General features: G+C 64.3%; 14 protein-coding genes. 11 read left to right on the forward strand and 3 right to left on the reverse strand.

What is annotated here, in order from left to right:
* Nucleotides 1-201 precede the first annotated feature (201 nt).
* The 6 genes from TMPK1_RS15480 (at nucleotide 202) to TMPK1_RS15505 (ending at nucleotide 8,734) form a co-directional block, all read left to right on the forward strand.
* The gene (locus tag TMPK1_RS15480; protein ID WP_420244045.1) at nucleotides 202-2,940 is read left to right on the forward strand and encodes a TonB-dependent receptor; all 2,739 of its coding nucleotides are present in this window, start codon (nucleotides 202-204) and stop codon (nucleotides 2,938-2,940) included.
* A gap of 2 nt (nucleotides 2,941-2,942) precedes the next feature.
* On the forward strand, nucleotides 2,943-4,790 hold the full coding sequence (locus tag TMPK1_RS15485) for a CocE/NonD family hydrolase (RefSeq protein WP_420244046.1): 1,848 nt from the start codon (nucleotides 2,943-2,945) through the stop codon (nucleotides 4,788-4,790).
* On the forward strand, nucleotides 4,787-6,190 hold the full coding sequence (locus TMPK1_RS15490; protein ID WP_420244047.1) for a hypothetical protein: 1,404 nt from the start codon (nucleotides 4,787-4,789) through the stop codon (nucleotides 6,188-6,190). Before TMPK1_RS15485 ends, TMPK1_RS15490 begins: the two co-directional genes overlap by 4 nt.
* A 1-nt stretch (nucleotide 6,191) precedes the next feature.
* A complete protein-coding gene (locus tag TMPK1_RS15495; RefSeq protein ID WP_420244048.1) occupies nucleotides 6,192-7,280 on the forward strand; it encodes a CapA family protein in 1,089 nt (362 codons plus the stop codon).
* A gap of 10 nt (nucleotides 7,281-7,290) precedes the next feature.
* Nucleotides 7,291-8,196: a LysR family transcriptional regulator gene (locus TMPK1_RS15500; RefSeq protein ID WP_420244049.1), complete on the forward strand. Its 906-nt coding sequence runs from the start codon at nucleotides 7,291-7,293 to the stop codon at nucleotides 8,194-8,196.
* A gap of 109 nt (nucleotides 8,197-8,305) precedes the next feature.
* Nucleotides 8,306-8,734, forward strand: a complete 429-nt coding sequence (locus TMPK1_RS15505; protein ID WP_420244050.1) for an acyl-CoA thioesterase — start codon at nucleotides 8,306-8,308, stop codon at nucleotides 8,732-8,734.
* 38 nt (nucleotides 8,735-8,772) lie between these two features.
* Here the strand turns inward: TMPK1_RS15505 and TMPK1_RS15510 are convergent, their stop codons facing one another.
* Both TMPK1_RS15510 and TMPK1_RS15515 read right to left on the reverse strand, forming a co-directional pair.
* Nucleotides 8,773-10,758 carry an alpha/beta hydrolase domain-containing protein gene (locus TMPK1_RS15510; protein ID WP_420244051.1) on the reverse strand — a complete coding sequence of 662 codons (1,986 nt, stop codon included), beginning with the start codon at nucleotides 10,756-10,758 and terminating at the stop codon, nucleotides 8,773-8,775.
* Between the two features lie 41 nt (nucleotides 10,759-10,799).
* Nucleotides 10,800-11,492 (reverse strand): GntR family transcriptional regulator, encoded by a 693-nt coding sequence (locus TMPK1_RS15515; protein ID WP_420244052.1) that lies wholly within the window; start codon nucleotides 11,490-11,492, stop codon nucleotides 10,800-10,802.
* A 116-nt stretch (nucleotides 11,493-11,608) separates the two neighbouring features.
* Here TMPK1_RS15515 and TMPK1_RS15520 point away from each other — a divergent pair, with 116 nt between their 5' ends.
* From TMPK1_RS15520 to TMPK1_RS15530, 3 genes are read left to right on the forward strand one after another with little or no spacing between them, the layout of a single operon-like run.
* A complete protein-coding gene (locus TMPK1_RS15520; RefSeq protein WP_420244054.1) occupies nucleotides 11,609-12,619 on the forward strand; it encodes an ABC transporter substrate-binding protein in 1,011 nt (336 codons plus the stop codon).
* Between the two features lie 7 nt (nucleotides 12,620-12,626).
* The gene (araD, locus tag TMPK1_RS15525) at nucleotides 12,627-14,363 is read left to right on the forward strand and encodes an L-arabinonate dehydratase (protein WP_420244056.1); all 1,737 of its coding nucleotides are present in this window, start codon (nucleotides 12,627-12,629) and stop codon (nucleotides 14,361-14,363) included.
* Between the two features lie 11 nt (nucleotides 14,364-14,374).
* Nucleotides 14,375-15,091 (forward strand): ribonuclease activity regulator RraA, encoded by a 717-nt coding sequence (locus tag TMPK1_RS15530; RefSeq protein ID WP_420244057.1) that lies wholly within the window; start codon nucleotides 14,375-14,377, stop codon nucleotides 15,089-15,091.
* On the opposite strand, the gene TMPK1_RS15535 is transcribed toward TMPK1_RS15530, so the two are convergent.
* Nucleotides 15,088-15,393, reverse strand: a complete 306-nt coding sequence (locus TMPK1_RS15535) for a PAS domain-containing protein (RefSeq protein WP_420244059.1) — start codon at nucleotides 15,391-15,393, stop codon at nucleotides 15,088-15,090. The genes TMPK1_RS15530 and TMPK1_RS15535 overlap by 4 nt on opposite strands.
* A 315-nt stretch (nucleotides 15,394-15,708) precedes the next feature.
* On the opposite strand from TMPK1_RS15535, the gene TMPK1_RS15540 reads away from it, so the two are divergent.
* A complete protein-coding gene (locus TMPK1_RS15540) occupies nucleotides 15,709-18,747 on the forward strand; it encodes a response regulator (RefSeq protein WP_420244060.1) in 3,039 nt (1,012 codons plus the stop codon).
* A complete protein-coding gene (locus TMPK1_RS15545; RefSeq protein WP_420244061.1) occupies nucleotides 18,747-19,370 on the forward strand; it encodes a response regulator transcription factor in 624 nt (207 codons plus the stop codon). The genes TMPK1_RS15540 and TMPK1_RS15545 overlap by 1 nt, the downstream gene beginning before the upstream one ends.
* Nucleotides 19,371-19,425: the final 55 nt, after the last annotated feature.

Below are 19,425 nucleotides of genomic sequence, written 5' to 3' on the forward strand. Positions count from 1 at the left end.
CGTACAACCCGCGGGCGGCGCGAAAGCTCCCGGCCGAGAGTCGAATCCCGACTCCATGTCCTCCGGACATACCAACCTGCGGTTCACGCATGATCTTGTTATGCGGTGGCGGATGCTTGCAGCGTCGGCCCCAGGTGCCGTCAGCTGGAGGCCAACTCCGCAAAACAAGAACGGCGCCCGGGAAGCTAACGGAGAGACGACATGGCCCGGACCACCGCCGCGCAGCGCGCATTTGCCTGTTCTTTTGTCAGCGCGCTCGCGCTGCTTGGCTCGACGGAGCTGGCCCAGGCGCAGATTGCAGCGCCGACCGTGGCCGAAGAAGTCGTCGTCACCGGTTCGCGCATCGCGCGGCGTGACGCGCTGTCGGTTGGTCCGCTGCAGACGCTGACCCAGGAAGACATCAAGAACTCGGCGCCGCAGTCGGTCGGGCAATTGCTGCAGGAACTGCCCGCCACCGGCGTCAGCCTCAATTCGAACGGCACGCAAGGCACCGCGTTCGGCATCAGCTCGGTCAATCTGCGCTATCTCGGCAGCGCCGAGGGCAGCGGCAATCGCACCCTGGTGCTGGTGGACGGTCATCGCTGGGTCAACGGCACGGGCGGCCGCGGTTTCCGCGACTTCGTCGATCTGAACACGATCCCACTTGGGCTGGTCGATCGCGTTGAAGTGCTCAAAGACGGTGCCTCGTCGATCTACGGCGCCGATGCCATCGCCGGCGTCGTGAACATCGTGCTCAAGAAAACTGTTGAAGGTGTCGAAGCGAAGGCACAGGCGGGCATCACGTCAGAAAATGACGGGCGCGAACTGATCGGCGATCTGACGGTCGGCCATAAATGGGGCCGTTTGGGCGCCATGCTGTCGTTCGAAGCGGTCGATATGCGCCCGATCCTGACCAAGGATCGCGACATCACCGTGCGCGCCTACGCGCCGGTCACCGCAGCACCCAACAGCCCGCGCGGTCTGTTTCTGCTGCCCGGCGTCTCGACCTCGAACCTGACGCGCATTCCGGGTGCTGCCGGCACGTCGGCTGCGGATTTCCGCGTCGCTGCGCTGCCGGCCGACGATTTCAACACGCTGGCGCAAGGTCAGGACGCAACCGGACCGTCCAAGCGCTTCACCACCTTCGGCCGCGTCACCTACGACATCACCGACAGCGTCACGGCGCATGCCGACGTTCTCTACAACAAGCGCAAATCGGATCAGCTCTTCTCGCCGATCTTGCTCGACGTGCGCGGCTCGAACAATTTCTCGATCGCCGCCGATCACCCGTTCAATCCATTCGGCCGTGCGCTGACCGGCACGACCTTGCGCTTGCAGCGCGTGATGAACGAGGTCGGCGACCGCGACAACGTGCAGGATATCGACACGGTGCGTTTCGCGGGCGGGTTGGACGGTTCGTTCAATGCGCTGGGCCGCAGCTGGAAATGGGATGCGCAAGCCAGCTACGGCCGCGCCGACGCCAGCTTCAGATCGGTCAACCAGCTCGACTATGACAAGCTGGCACTTGCGACTGGCCCGAATGCGCGTTGCGCCGCCAATAGCTGCGTGCCGATCAACATCTTCGGCACGATCACGCCGGCAATGGCGGATTACGTGCGCTACAATGCGCGCGACGAGAACGGCACCGCGTCGTTCGACGTGTCGGCCAATCTTTCGACCAGCCTGTTCGAACTTCCGGCCGGCCCGCTCGGGCTTGCGACCGGCGTCGAATATCGCCGTGAGACTGCGTACGACCATCCCGATCTGGTGGTGAATGCGACGCCGCAATTCGTCACTGGCCTGTCGCGTACGACCAGTGCCGCGCGCGACGCGACCAGCGGTGCCTATTCGCTGAAAGAAGCCTATCTCGAACTGAATGCACCGCTGCTGACCGATCTTCCGTTCGCGAAGAAGCTCGAACTGTCGGGTGCGGTACGTTACTCGGACTACGACACGTTCGGCAGCAAGGCGACGACCAAACTCGGCCTCGCCTATCGCCCGGTGCAAGACGTGCTGTTGCGCGGCACCTATTCCGAAGGCTTCCGCGCACCATCGATTCTCGAACTCTTTCAGGGACGGCGGAACACTGACTTTCAGGCGACCGACCCGTGCAATGGCGGTGGTCGCAACCTGCCCGGCTGCGCCGGCGTGCCGAGCAGCTACAACCAGAACCAGTTCGGCAACGGCCTGATCCACGGCATCATCGGCGGCAATTCAAATCTGAAACCCGAAACTGCGCGCACCTTGAGCGCGGGTGCGGCGCTGACGCCGTCCTTTATTCCGGGCCTCACGCTGACGGGCGACTGGTTCAAGATCAAAATCTTCGACGCCATCGCAAGCCAGACGGCGCAGCAAATTCTGACTCAGTGTGCCAATACCAACGGACCGTCCTGCGCCTTCATCCGTCGCGCTGCGACCGGCGAAGTTCAGTCGCTGTTGCAAGCAGTGGCGAACTTCAGCCGTATCGAAGTCGAAGGCATCGATCTGTCGGCGCGCTATGGCTTCCACACTGAGATCGGTCACTTCACGACTGTGATCGATGCGTCGCGCCTGCTGCACTACACCAACTTCGTGCCGCAGACCGACGGCTCGACCTTGGTCGATGAACGCGCCGGCAAGTCGGATCAGCCGCGCGCAACCTTCCCGCGCTGGAAAGGCGTCGGCTCGGTGCGGTGGGATCGCAATGCGTTCGAAGCGGGCTGGAAGGCGCGCTATATCGGTGGCAGCGCCGACATTGCGGGCAACGCCGTCAATGGCGGCCGGGTTGCTGCGATCGTCTATCAGGACGTGCAGCTGGGCTACAATTTCGACGCCTACAACACGAACGTGACGTTCGGCGTCGACAACATCTTCAACAAGATGCCGCCCGCTTCGGCCGCCAACAACCCGATCAATTTCGACATGTACACGTACGACATCCGCGGCACGTTTATGTACGTGCGTGTGCAGGCCAAATTCTAAGAATGCAGAGCTCGACCGCGACGCTGAACCGAGACGGAGTCGCGGTCGAGACGAACGTGCCGATCGCGATGCGCGACGGCACGGTTCTGGTCGCCGACATCTACCGTCCGGACGGCGTCTCACATCCGCTGCCGGCCTTGTTGCAACGGACGCCGTACGACAGGACCGGTCTTGCCATGGCCGAGATCAGCGTCGTCGATCCGACGCCGCGGCGCCGATCGGACGTGGCAGCCAAGTTTGCGCGCGAAGGCTATGTCGTCGTGGTGCAGGATTGCCGCGGCCGCTACGGCTCGGACGGCGAATTCAGCAAATACGTGCACGAAGCCGAAGACGGGCACGACACGATCGAATGGGTCGCGCGCCAGGAATGGTGCGACGGGCGCGTCGGCACGTACGGGCTGTCCTACGAAGCGCACGCGCAACTCGCCGCTGCCTGTCTCAATCCGCGCGGCCTCGCCTGTATGGCGCTCGATTCAGGCGGCTTTTGGGACGCGTTCCAGGCCGGCATTCGGCAAGGCGGATGTCTTGAACTGAAGCAACTGACCTGGGCGATCAAACACGCGCGATTGGCGCCCGAGACGTTGCGTGACCCGGCGCGCCGCGCTGCGTTGGAAGCGGAACGGATTGAAGACTGGGTGTGGCGCTGGCCGTGGTCGGAAGGCAACTCGCCGCTCGCTGCAGCACCCGAATTCGAAGACTACGTGCTGCAGCAATGGCGACACGCCGAAGACGGACCGTTCTGGCAGCGTCCGGATTTGTGCGCGCGCCGTTATCTGCACCAGATCGCCGACGTGCCCAGCCTGTTGATCGGCAGCTGGTACGATCCCTATGCGTCGACGACCTTGGCGACGTTCGATGCATTGGTTGCAACCAAGCAAAGCCAGATGGCGCTGGTGATGGGGCCGTGGACGCACGGGCGCCGGTCGGAATCCTATGCCGGCGACGTCGAATTCGGCGCCAATGCGACCTTGGACGGATCGGTCGCGCGCGACTACGACGCGCTGCGTCTCGATTGGTTTGCGCGCTGGCTGAAACCCGACGCGCGCATCGTGCCGGCGCCGAACGTGCGCGTGTTCGTGATGGGCGGTGGCGACGGGCGCGACGACAAGAACGGGCGCGTCATGCATGGCGGCACCTGGCACGACGCGCAGCAATTTCCGCCGGCACCAGTCACGAAGCTGCCGTTCTATCTGCAGCGCGACGGGACGCTGACCGAAGATGTGCCGGCCGAAGATCGTGCGTCGCTGGGTTGGACGCACGACCCCGATCATCCGGTGCCGACGATCGGCGGCGCCATGGCGTCGGGCGCGCCGTTGATGGATGCGGGTGCGTTCGATCAATCGACGCGGCCGGGTCTGTTCGGCGCCACGGCACCGTACGGGCCGCTCGCCGATCGCGATGACGTTCTGTCGTTCGAAACCGCACCGCTGTCGCAGCCGATGACGATGCTGGGTGCGGCCGAGCTGCGCCTGTTCGTGTCGTCGGATCGGCCCGACACCGATCTCGTCGTGCGCCTGATCGACGTACATCCCAGCGGCTATGCGATGAATCTCTGCCACGCGGTGCTGCGGCTGCGCTATCGCGACAGTTTCACTGCGCCGTCGCTGCTCGAGCCGGGCAAGATCTACGAGATTGCGTTGACCAGCTTTCCGACCGCGAACCGGTTCGACGTCGGCCACCGGATCCGCGTTGAAATCGCCAGCAGCTCCTTCCCGCATTTCGATCCCAATCCGGGCACGGGCGGCGTGCAGGGCATGCCGGACGTTCGGCACGTGGCGCACAACCGTCTCTATCTCGACGCGGCGCACGCGTCGCATATGCTGCTACCGATCGCGAGCGAGGACGAATGAATCACACGGCTGCCCCGTCCGTAGCTGCGGCGCAGCCCAAACGCTGGTCGCTCGACCCCGTGCTGATGATGTTCGTCGCGCTGGCGATCGCCGTGGCGCTTACGTGGCTGATTCCCTCGGGCGCCTACGAACGCGACGCCAAGGGGTTGGTGATCCCCCACACGTTTCATCACATCGACAAGTCGCGTGATCTGGCGGCGATGCTGCCGTCGAAGGCGGCGCAGGATACCGCTCGGCCGGCCAGTCCGATCGCAATCGTCACCGCAATCCCGGCAGGCATGGCGCGTGCGGCGGCGTTGATCGCGATGCTGTTGTTCCTGGGCGGCATGTTCGGCGTTTTGCGCGCCACGGGCGCGCTCGAAGCGGCGATCGTTCGCCTGGCGACGTTGACGCGTGGCCGCGCCGGCCTGATCACGCCGTTGCTGATGGTGGCAATCTCCGCCGGCAGCACGTTTCTGGGGCTGGTGTCGGAATATCTTGTCATCATTCCGATGATGCTCAGCCTGTCGCGCGCGATGGGGCTGCAGCCGCTCTTCGGATTCGCGCTCGTCACCGTCGCGGCCAAGATCGGCTATCTATGTTCGGTGACCAATCCCGTAGCGCTGCTGGTCGCGCAGCCGATCGTCGGCGTGCCAGTGTTCAGCGGTTTTGCGTTCCGCTTTGCGCTGTGGGTCGTCTTCCTCTCGATCGGCATCGCGTTCGTGATGCGCCTGGCGCGGCAGCCCGACGAAAGCCGCGCCGCGCACGACGCGCCGAAACTGACGCCGGCGCAGCGCAACATCATGCTGGTGCTGGCGGCGGGAACAACCGTGCTGGTCTGCGGCTCAGCGCTTCTTCATTGGCACTATGCCGAGTTCTCTGCCGTCTATATCGGCCTGGCCGCGCTGCTGGCGCTCATTGCACGCATGCGGCCTGCGACCGCGGTGCATCATTTCGTGCACGGCATGCAGTCGATGATGCTGGCCGGCCTGCTGGTCGGCATGGCGGTCGGCGTAGAGATCGTGCTGCGTGACGGACGCGTGCTCGACTCGCTGATTCACAGCATGGCGGCACAGACCAAAGGCATGCCGCCGGTGTTGGTCGGGCACGCATTGATGGGCGTCGAAATCGTGCTGACTTTGCTGATCCCATCGACGTCGGCGAAGGCGGCGCTGTCGATGCCCATCCTGGGACCGATTGCGCAGATGGCCGATGTGACGGGCCAGTCGACGGTACTCGCGTTTCTGCTCGGCAACGGGCTGGTCAATACGATCTCACCCACCTCGGGCATGTTGCTGGCGTTTCTCGCGACCGGCGGAATTTCTTACGGACAGTGGTTTCGCTTCGCGCTGCCGCTGGTCGCGCTGCTGGCGGTTCTGTCGCTGGGCGTGATGGCGATCGCGGTACTGATTCACTACTGACATGCGCCGCCGCGATCTTCTTGCCGCCGCCGCCGCGCTGGCCTTTGTGCCGGCGGCCAAGAAACCGCGCAGCTTTCGCGTTCACGCGTTGGGCCAGGCGCTGATCCAACACGAACAAGCGGACTATCCCGGTTTTTCTGCGTTGGCGCAGCGTCTGCGCGGCGCCGACGTTGTGTTCAGCGAGTTGGAAACCGTGATTGAAGGCGCCGGCACCGAAGGGCCGACGCGCGATCTCGAAACCTTGCACGTTGCACCCGCAGGCGTGCTGCGCACCTTGCGCGCGCTATCGGTCAATTTGCTGGCCGTGTCGAGCAACCACGCTTTCGATCTCGGTACCGGCGGCATCAACAGCACGCTCGCGGCGCTGCGTGCGGCCAAGTTCGCGCATGCCGGCACCGGGCGCGATCTCGCCGCGGCCGGCGCGCCGGCGTTTCTCGACGTGCCTGCAGGACGCGTCGCGCTGGTATCGATGGCGACGGGAAAGATTCGCGCTGGCGGCGCTGCGGCCAAGGATCATCCAGGCGTCAACGAGCTGCGCCAACAAGGTGGCGTCGTCGATGCCGAGGATGCGGCGCGCATTCTGGCGTCGATCGATCGCGCCGCGCGCGGGTCCGACCTCGTCATCGCCTATCACCACAATCACGATTGGAACGAAGCCGATCCCGCGCTGCCGCCGCGCTGGCTGGAAGAGTGGGCACGGCGTTGCGTCGATCGTGGCGCGCATCTGTTCGTCGGGCACGGTTTTCCGTCGCTGGCCGGCGTCGAACTGCGCAATGGCCGCGCCATTCTCTACGATCTTGCCAGCCTGTTTTTTCAGACGCGCACCAGGCCGGGTCGCTATCCCGAAGCGGCATGGGACAGCGTCATCGCCGACCTTCGATTCGAAGGCGGCCGGATCAGCGCGTTGGAGCTTGTGCCGCTGACGCTCAACGAACGCGGCAATGGTGTGGATCCATTTGCAACGCGTGGTCGTCCGCAGATCGCGTCCGGCAACGATGCGACGCGGATCTTCGACCGTCTTGCATCGGCATCGTCCTCGTACGGGACGCGCTTCGAACGACGCGGCGACACGCTCCGTCTTCTCCTCTAGTTTCGTGAGCGTGAAGCTCAATCTCCGCGCGCTCGACGCTTTTCGCCATACGCTGCAAGGCGGCTCGGCAACCGCCGCGGCGCGCGAATTGGGTATCAGCCAGCCTGCCGTGTCGCGTCTGCTGGCGCGACTCGAACGCGACGTCGGATTCGAATTGTTCTGGCGCGAAAAGGGGCGGCTGGTCGCGACGCCCGAGGCGCGCATTCTTGCCGACGAAGTCGACCTGGCGCTTGGCCGTCTCGATCGCATTGCGACCTTGGCGCGCAATATCGGCGACGGCGCAGTGGGCGAGCTGCGCATCGTGGCGCCGCCGAGTCTGGTCGAAGGACCTTTGGCGCCGATCGTCGCGTCGTTCCTGTCGCAAAATCCGCAGCTGCGCCTGTCGATCTCGCCGCGCGACGTTGAAACCGCGAACCAGCTGATTGCGACGCGCGCGGTCGATTGCGGCTTTGGCCGGCTTCCGGTCGATCATCCCGGCGTGCGCGCCGAGCGTCTGACCATCAACGAAACCGTGTGCGTGCTGCCGCCGCGTCATCGCCTCGCCAAGCTCGAGACGATCGGTGCAACCGACCTGCGCGACGAGAATTTGATTCTGCTGGGACAGGGGCGCCGTTCGCGCGCGGCGATTGATGCTGCATTCGATCGCGCCGGCGTTGCGCCGCGCGTGCGCTTGGAAACGCAGACGATCGGATCGGCTTGCGCGTTTGTTGCCAACGGCGTCGGCATTGCGATTTTGAACGAGCTGATGGCGCGCACCTATTTGCGCGGCGGGATGCAGCTGCGCCCGTTCCGTCCGCGCTTGCAGCACATCTATGGATTTCTGACTGCGGCGGATGCGCCGCAGGCGAAAGTCACGCAGGCGTTCCTTGCGCACTGCGCTGCGTCCTTTCGCAAACTTGGAAATGCTGCCGAATAGGCGACTGCATATTCTGTGTGCAGCGCACAAGTTGTCGCGCCAGAATCAACAGGGGCTTGAAATTCTTAATGCTGCGATGCAATATGAGTCGCCAGCAGGAGGAAGAATCATGTGGCCCTATACGACGCAGGAGGCGGAGTTTCTTCGCACCGTGCCGGGTCCTGCCGGTGAGCTCGCAGTGCGTGTTCTGGCGATGCCCGCCGACACGAATCCGCACGGCAACATCTTTGGCGGCTGGATCATGTCGTTGATGGACTCAGCCGGTGCGATCAGCGCCGGTCGCCGCGCCGGACATCGCGTCGTCACCGTGGCGGTGACCGACATGACGTTTCTGGCGCCGGTGAAAGTCGGCGACGTCGTGTGCTGCTACACCGACATTACGCGCGTCGGAAACACGTCGCTGTCGCTGCATATCGAAACCTGGGCGCTGCGCGGCGGCAACCACGACCGGTTCAAAGTGACCTCGGCCGAATTCACCTTCGTTGCCGTCGATGCCGACGGCAATCCGACCATCATCGACGCGGTGGCACGCGCATGAGCTTACGCCGGGTCAAACAACCCGCGCGCGTAGGCGCGCTAGCTTTCATCAAAAAGATAGCCGCAGCCGCGGTCCTTGGGATCGTGCGCGCGCACGCGGTCGTAGAAGCGCCCGGCGCGCGCGACTAGCACGTCCACGTCGGACGCCAGCAGAAAGCCCTGCGCGACATTGCGCTCGGCTGCGACGCGCACCGCGCGCTCATACGACTCTCGATTGTTCCACCGCGCCGCCAGGGACGGGCGCGCGTCGTTGCTTGCGCGTCGTTCGGCTTCGCTGCGCGCGAAGGGCAGGAACGATCCGTCGAACCGTCCGGTCGATCCCGCAAAGCCCACGGTTTCGGTGCGTGTGTTCCAGCCGGTGCGCGTGCCAAGCGGCGCCAGCAGCTCGGCCGGAAGAATGCCGCCGCGATCATTGCCGTCGCGATCGGGCGCGGGCACCAACGTCGTGTAGCTGCCGGTGACGGTCGGCGGCACGGTGTCCAGCGCGAGTCGCGGCGGCACCAGATTGCTCACCGGCAAAGCGACGCCCGCAATGTGCGGGAAGGCGCGTTTGTAGGCGTCGACCGTCACCAAGGTTCCGTCAGCGATGCGTGGATGCCGGCTCGGTGGCGGCGCTTTGTCGGCGCGCACCCAATCTTCCAATGCGCTAAGCAAACTGCGCATCACCGGCTGGAATTGCAGCGGGTCGACGCAGTTGGCGAAGTTGCCGCGCGCCTTATCGCGGCCGGGATAATGCTGCGCGCCCAGCAGCGCATAGATGCGCACATTGTCGGGCTCGGGCAGATCGAACCGTCCCAGCGGATCGGTATGCAGCAGCGACGCAGCGCGATTCCAATATTCGCTCGCATTGTTCACCCACATCAGTTTGGGCGACAGACTCTTGGCGCGCATCGCGTCGAGCAGCGACCCGGTTTCGCCGGTCGTGGAATCGACCGTGCTTGCCGGCGACATCGGAAAAGATTCGGTTGGATAGGCGTGATCTTCCAGCATTGAGAAATGCCGGCTGGTCATCGCGAAACGGTGATCGAAACTGCCTTTGCCTGCACCCGATACATGGATCAATGCGCCGTCGAACGCGGCGCGCCCGCGTTCATCGATTGCAAGCGCGGTCGCCAGCATCGTGTTCAACACGCGACCCGATTGCGAAATACCGAAGGCCAGCACGCGCTGCGCCGGTGCGGCGCCTTCGATCCCGTTGTCGCGTGCATAGGCTAGCAGATCGCGAATGCCGGCCAGGCCCAACCCGACCAGATGCGGATCGCGCGCGGTGTAAATCAACTCGTAGATCTTGCCGGGTTTGAACCCGCCTTGCAGACGCAGCTTACCTGGCTTGTCGGCAACGACGTCGGTGGCAAACGACCAGCGCGCCGCGTCGATTACGCTGCGCGCGCCGTCCGGCGTAGTCCGTTCGGTCAACACCGCGTCGGGCCTGTCGGCACGTGGATAGGCGGTGCCGCGCATGCCGGTGAAGACTGCGTCGTCGCTCGGCGCGTCGACGATGATTTCATAGGCGACGCGTCCGGTGATCGGCGCACCGCGATCGGTTGCGATTGGCAATTGCGCGAGCAATGCGTTGGGGCTGCGTTCGACGTCTGTCGCCCAACCCGACCACAGCAACGTCATGCCACGCTGCATCAGAAAGCCGGTGCCGGGATCGTCGGCGTTCTTTGCTTCGGCGAAACGCTGCAGCGCGCCCATGCCGCCGCGATTGTTGACCTCGTACAGAAACGTGCCGCTCGCCTTGGCCGGATCGGCCGGGCGCAAGATTGCGAGGTCGGCGGAAAACCGCACCAGCCCGCGCGCATCGGTCGGCGCCAGATCGATATCGGCGACCGCGCGGTTGGCCGGATCTTTGGGATCGATCGCGAACCAGATGCGGCCGCGCAGTTTTTCGTACGCGCCAACCTCGCCAAACGTGGCGCCGTCGGCAAACTTGGTGCGCGACAGGATCTCGATGCGATCGACGGCGGCATGTGCAGCGCCGGTGATCAACAGCAGGCACGCGGCCGCTACGGTACGAAACATGCGGCAGCGTAGGGTCATGCTGCGCGCGGCCGCAACGAGTTTTACGATTCGCGCACGTAATCCGGATGACGTTTGGCGATTGCCGCGACTTGCGTCAGCGTCCCCGACAAATGTTCGTGCACCGCACGCTGCGCTGCAGCGGCGTTGCGCGCTTCCAGCGCTTCGAGAATACGGCCGTGATCGCGCAGGATCGCCTTGGCCTTGCCCGCGATCGGCAAATGCAGCGCACGCAACCGGTCGATATGGCCGGACCGGCTGCGCACCAGCGCCCACAAATCAGGGACGCCCGCCGCTTCGTACATCGCCTGGTGAAAGCGCATATCCAGCCGCTTGAACGCAGCCAGATCGTTCAATGCCGCGCGATGCTGGGTCAGGATCGTATGGAGCTGTCCGAATGTCTCCTCGTCTGCAACCCGGACCAGCGTGGTCACGACTTCCAATTCGATCGAGCGCCGCAGGAATTGGGTTTGCGCTGCATGGGCTAGATCGATCCGGCTGACCACAGTCGCATGCTGCGGAAAGATTTCGACCAGCCCTTCGTCGGCCAGACGCTGCAGTGCATCACGGATCGGCGTCACGCTGGTGCCGAACTCGTCCATCAGCTCGACGCGCGACAGCGGCATGCCGGGCAAAAGATCGAGCGCAATGATGCGTTCGCGCAGCCGCTCAAATAGCTGCGGCGCGGCACGAAGATGCCGGTTCAACGGTTCGGTGCGGACGCGAAGCTGCGCCATGACGCCGATTGTAGCGTATGCTTGTGAGGCCGTGCACTAATGCATTAGCGTTCCAAAAGCGCCGATCCGGCGCGGAAAACGACCGGGAAATTCCGGCGCATTCTGGGAGGGGCTTCATGATTTCCATCAAACACCCGCAGCTTGCGGCCGGGCTTGTTGGCGCGTTGCTGCTGCTGTCGCTGCCGGCCTTTGCCGAAACAAAATTGTCAGTCACCCGCCAGCCCGGCATTCCGTATTTGCCGACGCACGTGATCGAAAAAGAAAAGCTGATCGAGAAGCACGCCAAGCGTCTGGGTGTGAACGATCTGGCTCTGTCGTGGCTGACCTTCTCGGGCGGCAGTGCGGCGACCGATGCGTTGCTGTCGGGCAATGTCGACGTGTTGAATACCGGCGTCGGTAATCTGCTGCTGCTATGGGATCGCACCAAAGGCGGCGTCAAAGGCATCGTCGCTTGCTCGGCGCAGCCGATGGTGTTGATGACGCGCGATCCGAACATCAAGTCGCTGAAAGATTACGGCCCGACCGACAAGATCGCGGTGCCGACCGTGAAAGTCTCGACCCAGGCGATCCTGCTGCAGATCGCGGCGGCCAAACAATTCGGCGCCGATCAATGGGCGAAGCTGGATCCAAACACGGTGCAGCTTGGCCATCCCGACGCCTATATCGCGATGACCAATGCCAGCCACGAGGTGAAGTCGCACTTCACGACGCCGCCTTATTCGTATCTCGAACAGAAGAACGTGCCCGGCGCGCGCCCGATTCTGACCTCGAAAGATGTGATCCCCGAAGGCCTGACGCAGGCGCATTTCTTCACCACGACGAAATACGCCGAAGCGAATCCCAAAGTGATCGAAGCGATCAAGGCAGCAACCTTGGAAGCGCTGCAGATGATCAAAAGCGATCCCAAGCGCGCGGTCGAAACCTATCGCGAGATTTCGAACGACAAGACGCCGGTCGACGAATTGCTCGAACTGTTGAAGCAGCCGGGCATGATGGATTACGACGCGGCGCCGCACGGCACGATGCGCTTTGCCGAACATCTGTTCGCGTCCGGCACCCTCAAGACCAAACCAGCCAGCTGGAAAGACTATTATCTGCCGGTCGCGCACGATCTGGCAGGTTCGTGAAAACGGTATGACGGCACGCAAGACCTACGATCAGCTCCGCAGCGCCCGGTGGTTTGCACCGGACGATCTGCGGGGCTTCGGCCATCGCTCGCGCATCATGCAGATGGGCTACGGGCCGGAGGATTGGGTGGGCAAACCGGTGGTTGCGATCGTCAACACCTGGTCCGACATCAATCCCTGCCATGCGCACTTCAAGACGCGCGTCGACGAGGTGAAGCGCGGCGTGTTGCAGGCGGGCGGATTTCCGCTCGAATTGCCGGCCCTGTCGCTGTCCGAGAATTTCGTCAAACCAACCACGATGCTCTATCGCAACCTGCTTGCGATGGAGGTCGAAGAGCTGTTGCGCTCGCATCCGGTCGACGGTGCGGTGTTGATGGGCGGTTGCGACAAGACAACGCCCGGCCTGTTGATGGGCGCGACCAGCGCGCGCTTGCCGGCGCTGTTTCTGCCAGCGGGGCCGATGATCCGCGGCAACTGGCGCGGACAAGCGCTCGGATCGGGTGCCGATGCCTGGAAGTATTGGGACGAACGCCGCGCCGGAAATTTGACCGAACGTGATTGGACCGACATCGAAGCGGGCATCGCGCGCAGCCCCGGTCACTGCATGACGATGGGCACCGCCAGCACGATGACCGCAATCACCGAAGCGCTGGGTATGACCTTGCCGGGCGCGTCGTCGATTCCCGCCGTCGATGCGGCGCATGCGCGAATGGCCGCTGCTGCCGGACGGCGCGCGGTCGAAATGATCTGGGAAGATCTGACGCCGGGTCGCGTGCAGACGCGCGCCGCATTCGACAATGCGATCACGGTCGCGATGGCGATGGGTTGTTCGACCAACGCCATCATTCACGTCGTTGCAATGGCGCGCCGTGCCGGTGTCGAGCTTGGGCTCGACGCGTTCGACGCGGCCAGCCGCCGCGTTCCCGTGCTCGCCAATGTGCGACCCAGCGGCGACCGCTATCTGATGGAAGATTTCTTCTATGCCGGCGGCCTGCCGGGATTGATGTCGCGGCTGCGCGGTCTGCTGAATCTCGACGCGATGACGGTCGCGGGAAAAAGCTTGGGCAAAACCCTGGCGGGCGCCGTCGTGCACAATGACGACGTCATTCGCCCGCTCGACAATCCGGTCTATCGCGAAGGTGCGCTGGCGGTACTGCGCGGCAATCTCGCGCCCGACGGCTGCGTGATCAAACCAAGCGCCTGCGCGCCGCATCTGTTGCAGCATGTCGGACCGGCGCTGGTGTTCGATGACGTGCCGACGATGAAAGCGACGCTCGATCGCGACGATCTCGACGTGACGCCGGATCACGTCATCGTGTTGCGCAATGCCGGGCCGCGCGGCGGACCGGGCATGCCCGAATGGGGCATGTTGCCGATCCCGAAGAAGCTGTTGAAGCAAGGCGTGCGCGACATGGTGCGGATCTCGGACGCGCGGATGAGCGGCACGTCCTACGGCGCCTGCGTGCTGCATGTTGCGCCCGAAGCGCAAATTGGTGGCCCGCTGGGATTGGTGCGCGACGGCGATATGATCGCGATCGACGTGCCGGCGCGCGCGATCGAGCTGCGGGTCAGTGGCGACGAACTCGCGCGTCGCCGTGCCGCCTGGGTGCCGCAGCCGGAACGGCATCAACGCGGCTATGGCTGGATGTTCGGCCAGCATATTCGCCAGGCGCATGAAGGTTGCGATTTCGACTTTCTCGAAACCGGCTTTGGCGCGCCCAGCGCCGAGCCCGATATTCTGTAAAGGCGGCTGCGATGGCGCTTTCGACTGCGACGCGCGACAAGCTGAAAAAGGTCAGCGTCGCGACCTTGACCACCGCGCTCTACAAACGCGGCCTGCGCACCCAGTTCATCCAGGACGTGCGCCCGTTGAGCCCGCATACGGGCACGATGGTCGGCGAGGCTTTCACCTTGCGCTACATCCCGGCGCGCGAAGATTTGAATCCACTGTCGGTGTTTCAAAGCCGCGAGCATCCGCAACGCGTCGCGATCGAAACCTGTCCGCCCGGTGCGGTGTTGGTGATCGACAGCCGCAAAGATGCGCGCGCCGCGTCGGCCGGATCGATCCTCGTGTCGCGCCTGATGGTGCGCGGCGTTGCCGGCATCGTCACCGACGGCGGCTTTCGCGATTCACCTGAAATCGCCCAGCTTTCGATTCCGGCCTACCACCAGCGCCCGTCGTCGCCGACCAACCTCACGTTGCACCAGGCGATGGACATCAACGTGCCGATCGGCTGCGGCGACGCACCGGTCTTTCCCGGCGACGTGATCGTCGGCGACGGCGAGGGCGTGGTGGTTCTGCCCGCACATCTCGCGCAAGAACTTGCCGACGAAGCGGTCGAGATGACTGCGTTCGAGGATTTCGTCACCGAAGAAGTGCTGAAAGGCCGACCGATCCTCGGCCTCTATCCCGCGATCGAAGAACAGACGCGTGCCGACTTCGCAGCCTGGCGCGCCGCCAAGAAACGCTAGACTCGGACAGGATCGACGCCGAGCAGCACCAGCAGCGCGTCGACCCTTTCACCATCCGTGCCGAGCGGCAGGATCAGCTTGTGCACGTTGCGATAGCGAATGCCGTCGATGCGCCGTTCCATCGTGACGAAGCACGGCTCGCCTTCAAGCGCTTGCAGATAATCGCGCTCAACGCGCTGCCGTTCGGGTGACGCCAGCGACGAGGTGGTGCGGTTGGTGAAGTCGTTGCCGAACAGAATTGTCAGGCCTGCACCGTAGTGGCTGTAGCGAAAATCGGGGCCAGGCAGCACGTCCAGCAGCATCGAATGCGGCCAGTAGCGCCGCAGTTCTTCTTGCGCAAAGTCACTCCAGGCGGGGAAGCGTCTGCCGCCTCGCTTCGACTCCCATAGACCCCGCAGGGCCGCGTAGCCTGGGTCACTCACATCCCGACTATAGGCGCGCCTTGGCCGCCGCAAACGGCCCAATCGCGTGGCACGTCTTGCGGTTGGGACCGGTCGCATATCCGAACGGATATCTGCCCTATCCTGATGCAGCTCCCGTGCGATGCGCGAATTAAGAGAGCATCCGCCAAACGAGGCCTCAGTCTTTCTTATGCTTACCCTGATCAGCAGCGCGACGTGACGGAGGCGGCTCCCATTGCGGCGACCGATCTCTTTCGCGAGATCGCGATCGGCCTGGCGCAGCAAGGAACGCTGATCGGCGTCGGCGTGCTTGCCTATGCGTGGGTGCTGACGCGTGCCGTGCGCACCGGCGATCGCTGGTTTCCGACCCTGCTGCTGATCGTGCTGGCAGGCGTCACGATTTTCCTGCCGTTCAATTTCGGTCGTGTCGGCGGTCAGTTCGACATGCGGCGCGTGCCGATCACCTTCGCCGCGCTCGACGTGCCGTTGCCGCACGGCATGTTGGTGACCGCATCGGCGATCTTGTTCCGCCTCATGATCGGCGGCCCCAAAGCGGCCGCCGGCATCGGCAACATCGTGCTCAGCTTTGCCGTCGCGCTTCTGTTTGCCTATGCGGTGCGGCGCGGCTGGATGAAGCGCAACCTGATCGGGTACGCGCTGGTCGGCATCACCGCCGGCCCGACCTATGCCTTGTCGCAGATCCTGTCGTCGCCGCCGCATACGCTGCCCGACATGATCGCCGACGGCACGCTTGTGGCGGTGATCCTGTTCAACACGGCAGCGACCTGCTTCTTCGGTCTGGTCACCGACTATGCGCTGGATCAGGAACGCCGCGACCGCGCGCTCGCCGACAGCGCGATCGCGATGCAGCGCATTCTGCACGGATCGGTGCAGGGCATTCTGATCCATGACGGGCTCAAGCCCATCTTCGCGAACGAGACCTTCGCGCGGATTTACGGCTTCGACTCGCCGCAAGCCTTGTTGCATCTCGGTACGATCAAGCCGCTGCTGATCAGTCGCACCGGCAACAACATCACCGACCAGGTCCTGTGGGACGTGGCACCACCCGACGGGCGCGCGCGTCTCGAACGCGACGTCCCCGCACGGCGCGCCGACGGCACCTTGATCCGGGTCGATCTGGAAATTCGCCGTACGCTGTGGAACGGCAAAGAAGTGCTGCAGGCGATTGCGATTGACGTCACCGACGCGCATCGCGCCGCCGCTTTGCTGCAAGGGCGCCGCGCGATGCTGGAGCGCCATCAATCGGCGCTGCTCGCGCTGCTGCGGTTGCAGATGGACGGCTCGCTGAGCCCCGCCGATGTTGCGGCGGCGGTGTTGCCGCTCGCCGCCCAAGGCATGAATTGCGAACGGGTCGGTCTGTGGCAGATCGACGTTGCTGCGCGCAGCTGCGATCGCGTCGCCTATTACGGCGAAGATCATGGGATGCGGTACGAACACGCCAGCTATCCCTACGACCGGATTCCGCAAAGCTGGATCGATTCGTCGAGCGCCGCGACGGTCATCAACGACACCCTGACCGACACGACGCCCGAGCAGCTGGAACAGATCTCCGAGCGCACGCGCTCGCTGCTGCTGATCCGCTTTCCGGTCGACTCCCGCCACGCCGGCGCGCTGGCCTTCAACGGCTTTGCGCCGCGCGAATGGTTGCTGGAAGAGCAGATCTTTGCGCGCGCCGTTGCCAACATCGTCGGCCTCGCGATGTTGTCGGCGTTGCGGCAGAAGAATTTCGCGTCGCTCGACGCGGTGGTCGACGCAATCCTGGTCGTCGATCGCGGCGGTCGCGTCACCTTTGCGAACCGGTCGGCGTACGATCAGATCGGTCTCAGCCAGGACGATTTGATCGACGAACATGCGATGTCGCTGCTGCCGGCGCTGCCGCCGGAAAGCGACGAAGAAAGCTCGCACGTCGTGGAGTGGACGCGCCTCGACGGATCCAAGGCGCTCGTGCGCGTGCTGCGCAACAGCCTGGCCGACGGCGGTTCGATCGCAAGCTGGCGCGACGTCACCGCCGAAATCGAAAGCAAGACCGAACGCGAAATGCTGCGCAGCCAGTTGGCGCAGGCAGCCAAGATGGAAGCAGTCGGCCGGCTTGCGGGCGGCATCGCGCATGACTTCAACAACATGCTCGGCGCGATCATCGGCTTTGCCGGCTTTCTGCGCGACGACCTCCAGGAAAACGCCGAGCTGCAATCCTACGCCAGCAAGATTCTGACCGTGTCGGATCGCGCCAAACAGTTGGTGGCGCAGATCCTGGCCTTCAGCCACGGGCGCGACATGGCGATGGCGCCGCTCGACATGCGCGACGTCGCACAAGAAGCACGCGAGCTGCTGCGCGGCCTGTTGCCGGCCGCAACCGACATCCAGCTCACCATCACAGCAGCGCCCGCGACGATTCTCGGCAACGCGGTGCAGTTGCAGCAGGTGATGGTCAATCTGTGCGTCAATGCGCGCGACGCGCTGCCCGACGGCAGCGGCCGGATCGCGTTGTCGATTGATTTGATCCGCTCGAACTCGACCTCGCCGCTCGAAGCGGGCGGCGACGAACGGCCGGGCTACGATGCGCACCTGGTGCATGGCGCGCTCGATCTCGAACAGCCCTATGTGCGGCTGCGTATTGAAGATAACGGCGCCGGTATGAGCCAAGCCGTGCTCGACCGGATTTTCGAACCGTTCTTCACCTCGAAAGAACGCGGTCGCGGCACCGGGCTTGGCCTGGCCGTCGTGCATGGTCTGCTGGTCGGCCATCAAGCCGCCTACGCCGTGTCGTCGAATATCGGACGCGGCACCGTGTTCGATATTTTCCTGCCCTTCGCGGCGGCCACCACGCGCGACACCGCGACCTATCGCAACGAAAAGCCGCCCGCGGTGCGTTCGCTGTCGCTGCTGCTGGTCGATGACGAACCCGACTTGCTCGATGCGATGGCGATCGGCTTGCGTCGTCTCGGTCTCGAAGTCGCAGCGACGACCCAGCCGCAACAAGCGGTGGCGTGGGTTGCAGAACAGCCGGGCCGGTTCGACGTGATGGTCACCGACCAGGTGATGCCCGGCTTGCGCGGCACTGCGCTGATCCCGATGGTGAAACGCGCCGATCCGCAGCTGCGCGTGATCCTCACTACCGGCTATAGCGACGGCGCGACCGAAGAAGGCGCGCTGGCAGCCGGTGCCGACGCCTTCATTCTGAAACCTGTGCCACCCGAAACCGTGGCACGCGCAGCGCAGGTCGTGCTCGGCTGATGTCGGTTCGCTTCCTGCTCGCCGAACATCTGCCGGTCGACCGTGCGATGATCCGCGCGCGGTTGCTGGAACTGTTTGATCCTGGTGCGATCGACGAAGCTTTCTCGCTCGACGATGCGGTCGCTTATGCGGGCCGCAGCTACGATCTGGTGATGATCGATCCCGAATTGCCGGGCATGGATTTCGCGGGCGGTTTGAAACGGCTGCAGGCAGCGTTCGCCGAAACACCGATCGCTTTGATCGCCGGCGTTGCGCGCGCGGCGCAGGTGCGCGCGTCGCTGCAGCTCGGCGTGCGCGGCTTTTTTCCCAAGACCTTGTCGCCGCCCGCCTTTGCGGCTGCGATCCGGTTGCTGCTCGCCGGCGGCAGCTACGTTCCGATGGCAGCTGATGCGGCCGAACGCGGTGCGGCCGATGCCGGCGCCGATTGGCTCGGCATGCTCGAACAAGGCGAATATCAATTGCTGGCGCTGGTCGCGCGCGGCCTGACCAACAAAGAAATCGCGCGGCGTCTGGTCTGGGAAGAAACCCAGGTCCAGTCGGGACTTGCGGTGTTGTTCCGCAAGGCGGGCGCACGCACGCGCTCCGAACTCGCCGCCCAGGCGGCACTCGCCGGCGTCGTCTAGGTAGACGTTCGTATACCGGCCCTATCCGGATGCCGACGGGCATCGCGACTCCGCC

Source organism: Roseiterribacter gracilis, from assembly GCA_018332375.1.
Lineage (GTDB): Bacteria > Pseudomonadota > Alphaproteobacteria > BOG-932 > Roseiterribacteraceae > Roseiterribacter > Roseiterribacter gracilis.

Bases quoted from the DNA above. Each gene is read 5' to 3' on its own strand.
- TMPK1_RS15485 (WP_420244046.1), top strand. From the start codon at position 2,943: ATGCAGAGCTCGACCGCGACGCTGAACCGAGACGGAGTCGCGGTCGAG.
- TMPK1_RS15490 (WP_420244047.1), top strand. From the start codon at position 4,787: ATGAATCACACGGCTGCCCCGTCCGTAGCTGCGGCGCAGCCCAAACGC.
- araD (WP_420244056.1), top strand. From the start codon at position 12,627: ATGACGGCACGCAAGACCTACGATCAGCTCCGCAGCGCCCGGTGGTTT.
- TMPK1_RS15520 (WP_420244054.1), top strand. From the start codon at position 11,609: ATGATTTCCATCAAACACCCGCAGCTTGCGGCCGGGCTTGTTGGCGCG.
- TMPK1_RS15535 (WP_420244059.1), bottom strand. From the start codon at position 15,393: ATGCTGCTGGACGTGCTGCCTGGCCCCGATTTTCGCTACAGCCACTAC.
- TMPK1_RS15510 (WP_420244051.1), bottom strand. From the start codon at position 10,758: ATGTTTCGTACCGTAGCGGCCGCGTGCCTGCTGTTGATCACCGGCGCT.
- TMPK1_RS15545 (WP_420244061.1), top strand. From the start codon at position 18,747: ATGTCGGTTCGCTTCCTGCTCGCCGAACATCTGCCGGTCGACCGTGCG.
- TMPK1_RS15505 (WP_420244050.1), top strand. From the start codon at position 8,306: ATGTGGCCCTATACGACGCAGGAGGCGGAGTTTCTTCGCACCGTGCCG.
- TMPK1_RS15495 (WP_420244048.1), top strand. From the start codon at position 6,192: ATGCGCCGCCGCGATCTTCTTGCCGCCGCCGCCGCGCTGGCCTTTGTG.
- TMPK1_RS15530 (WP_420244057.1), top strand. From the start codon at position 14,375: ATGGCGCTTTCGACTGCGACGCGCGACAAGCTGAAAAAGGTCAGCGTC.
- TMPK1_RS15480 (WP_420244045.1), top strand. From the start codon at position 202: ATGGCCCGGACCACCGCCGCGCAGCGCGCATTTGCCTGTTCTTTTGTC.
- TMPK1_RS15515 (WP_420244052.1), bottom strand. From the start codon at position 11,492: ATGGCGCAGCTTCGCGTCCGCACCGAACCGTTGAACCGGCATCTTCGT.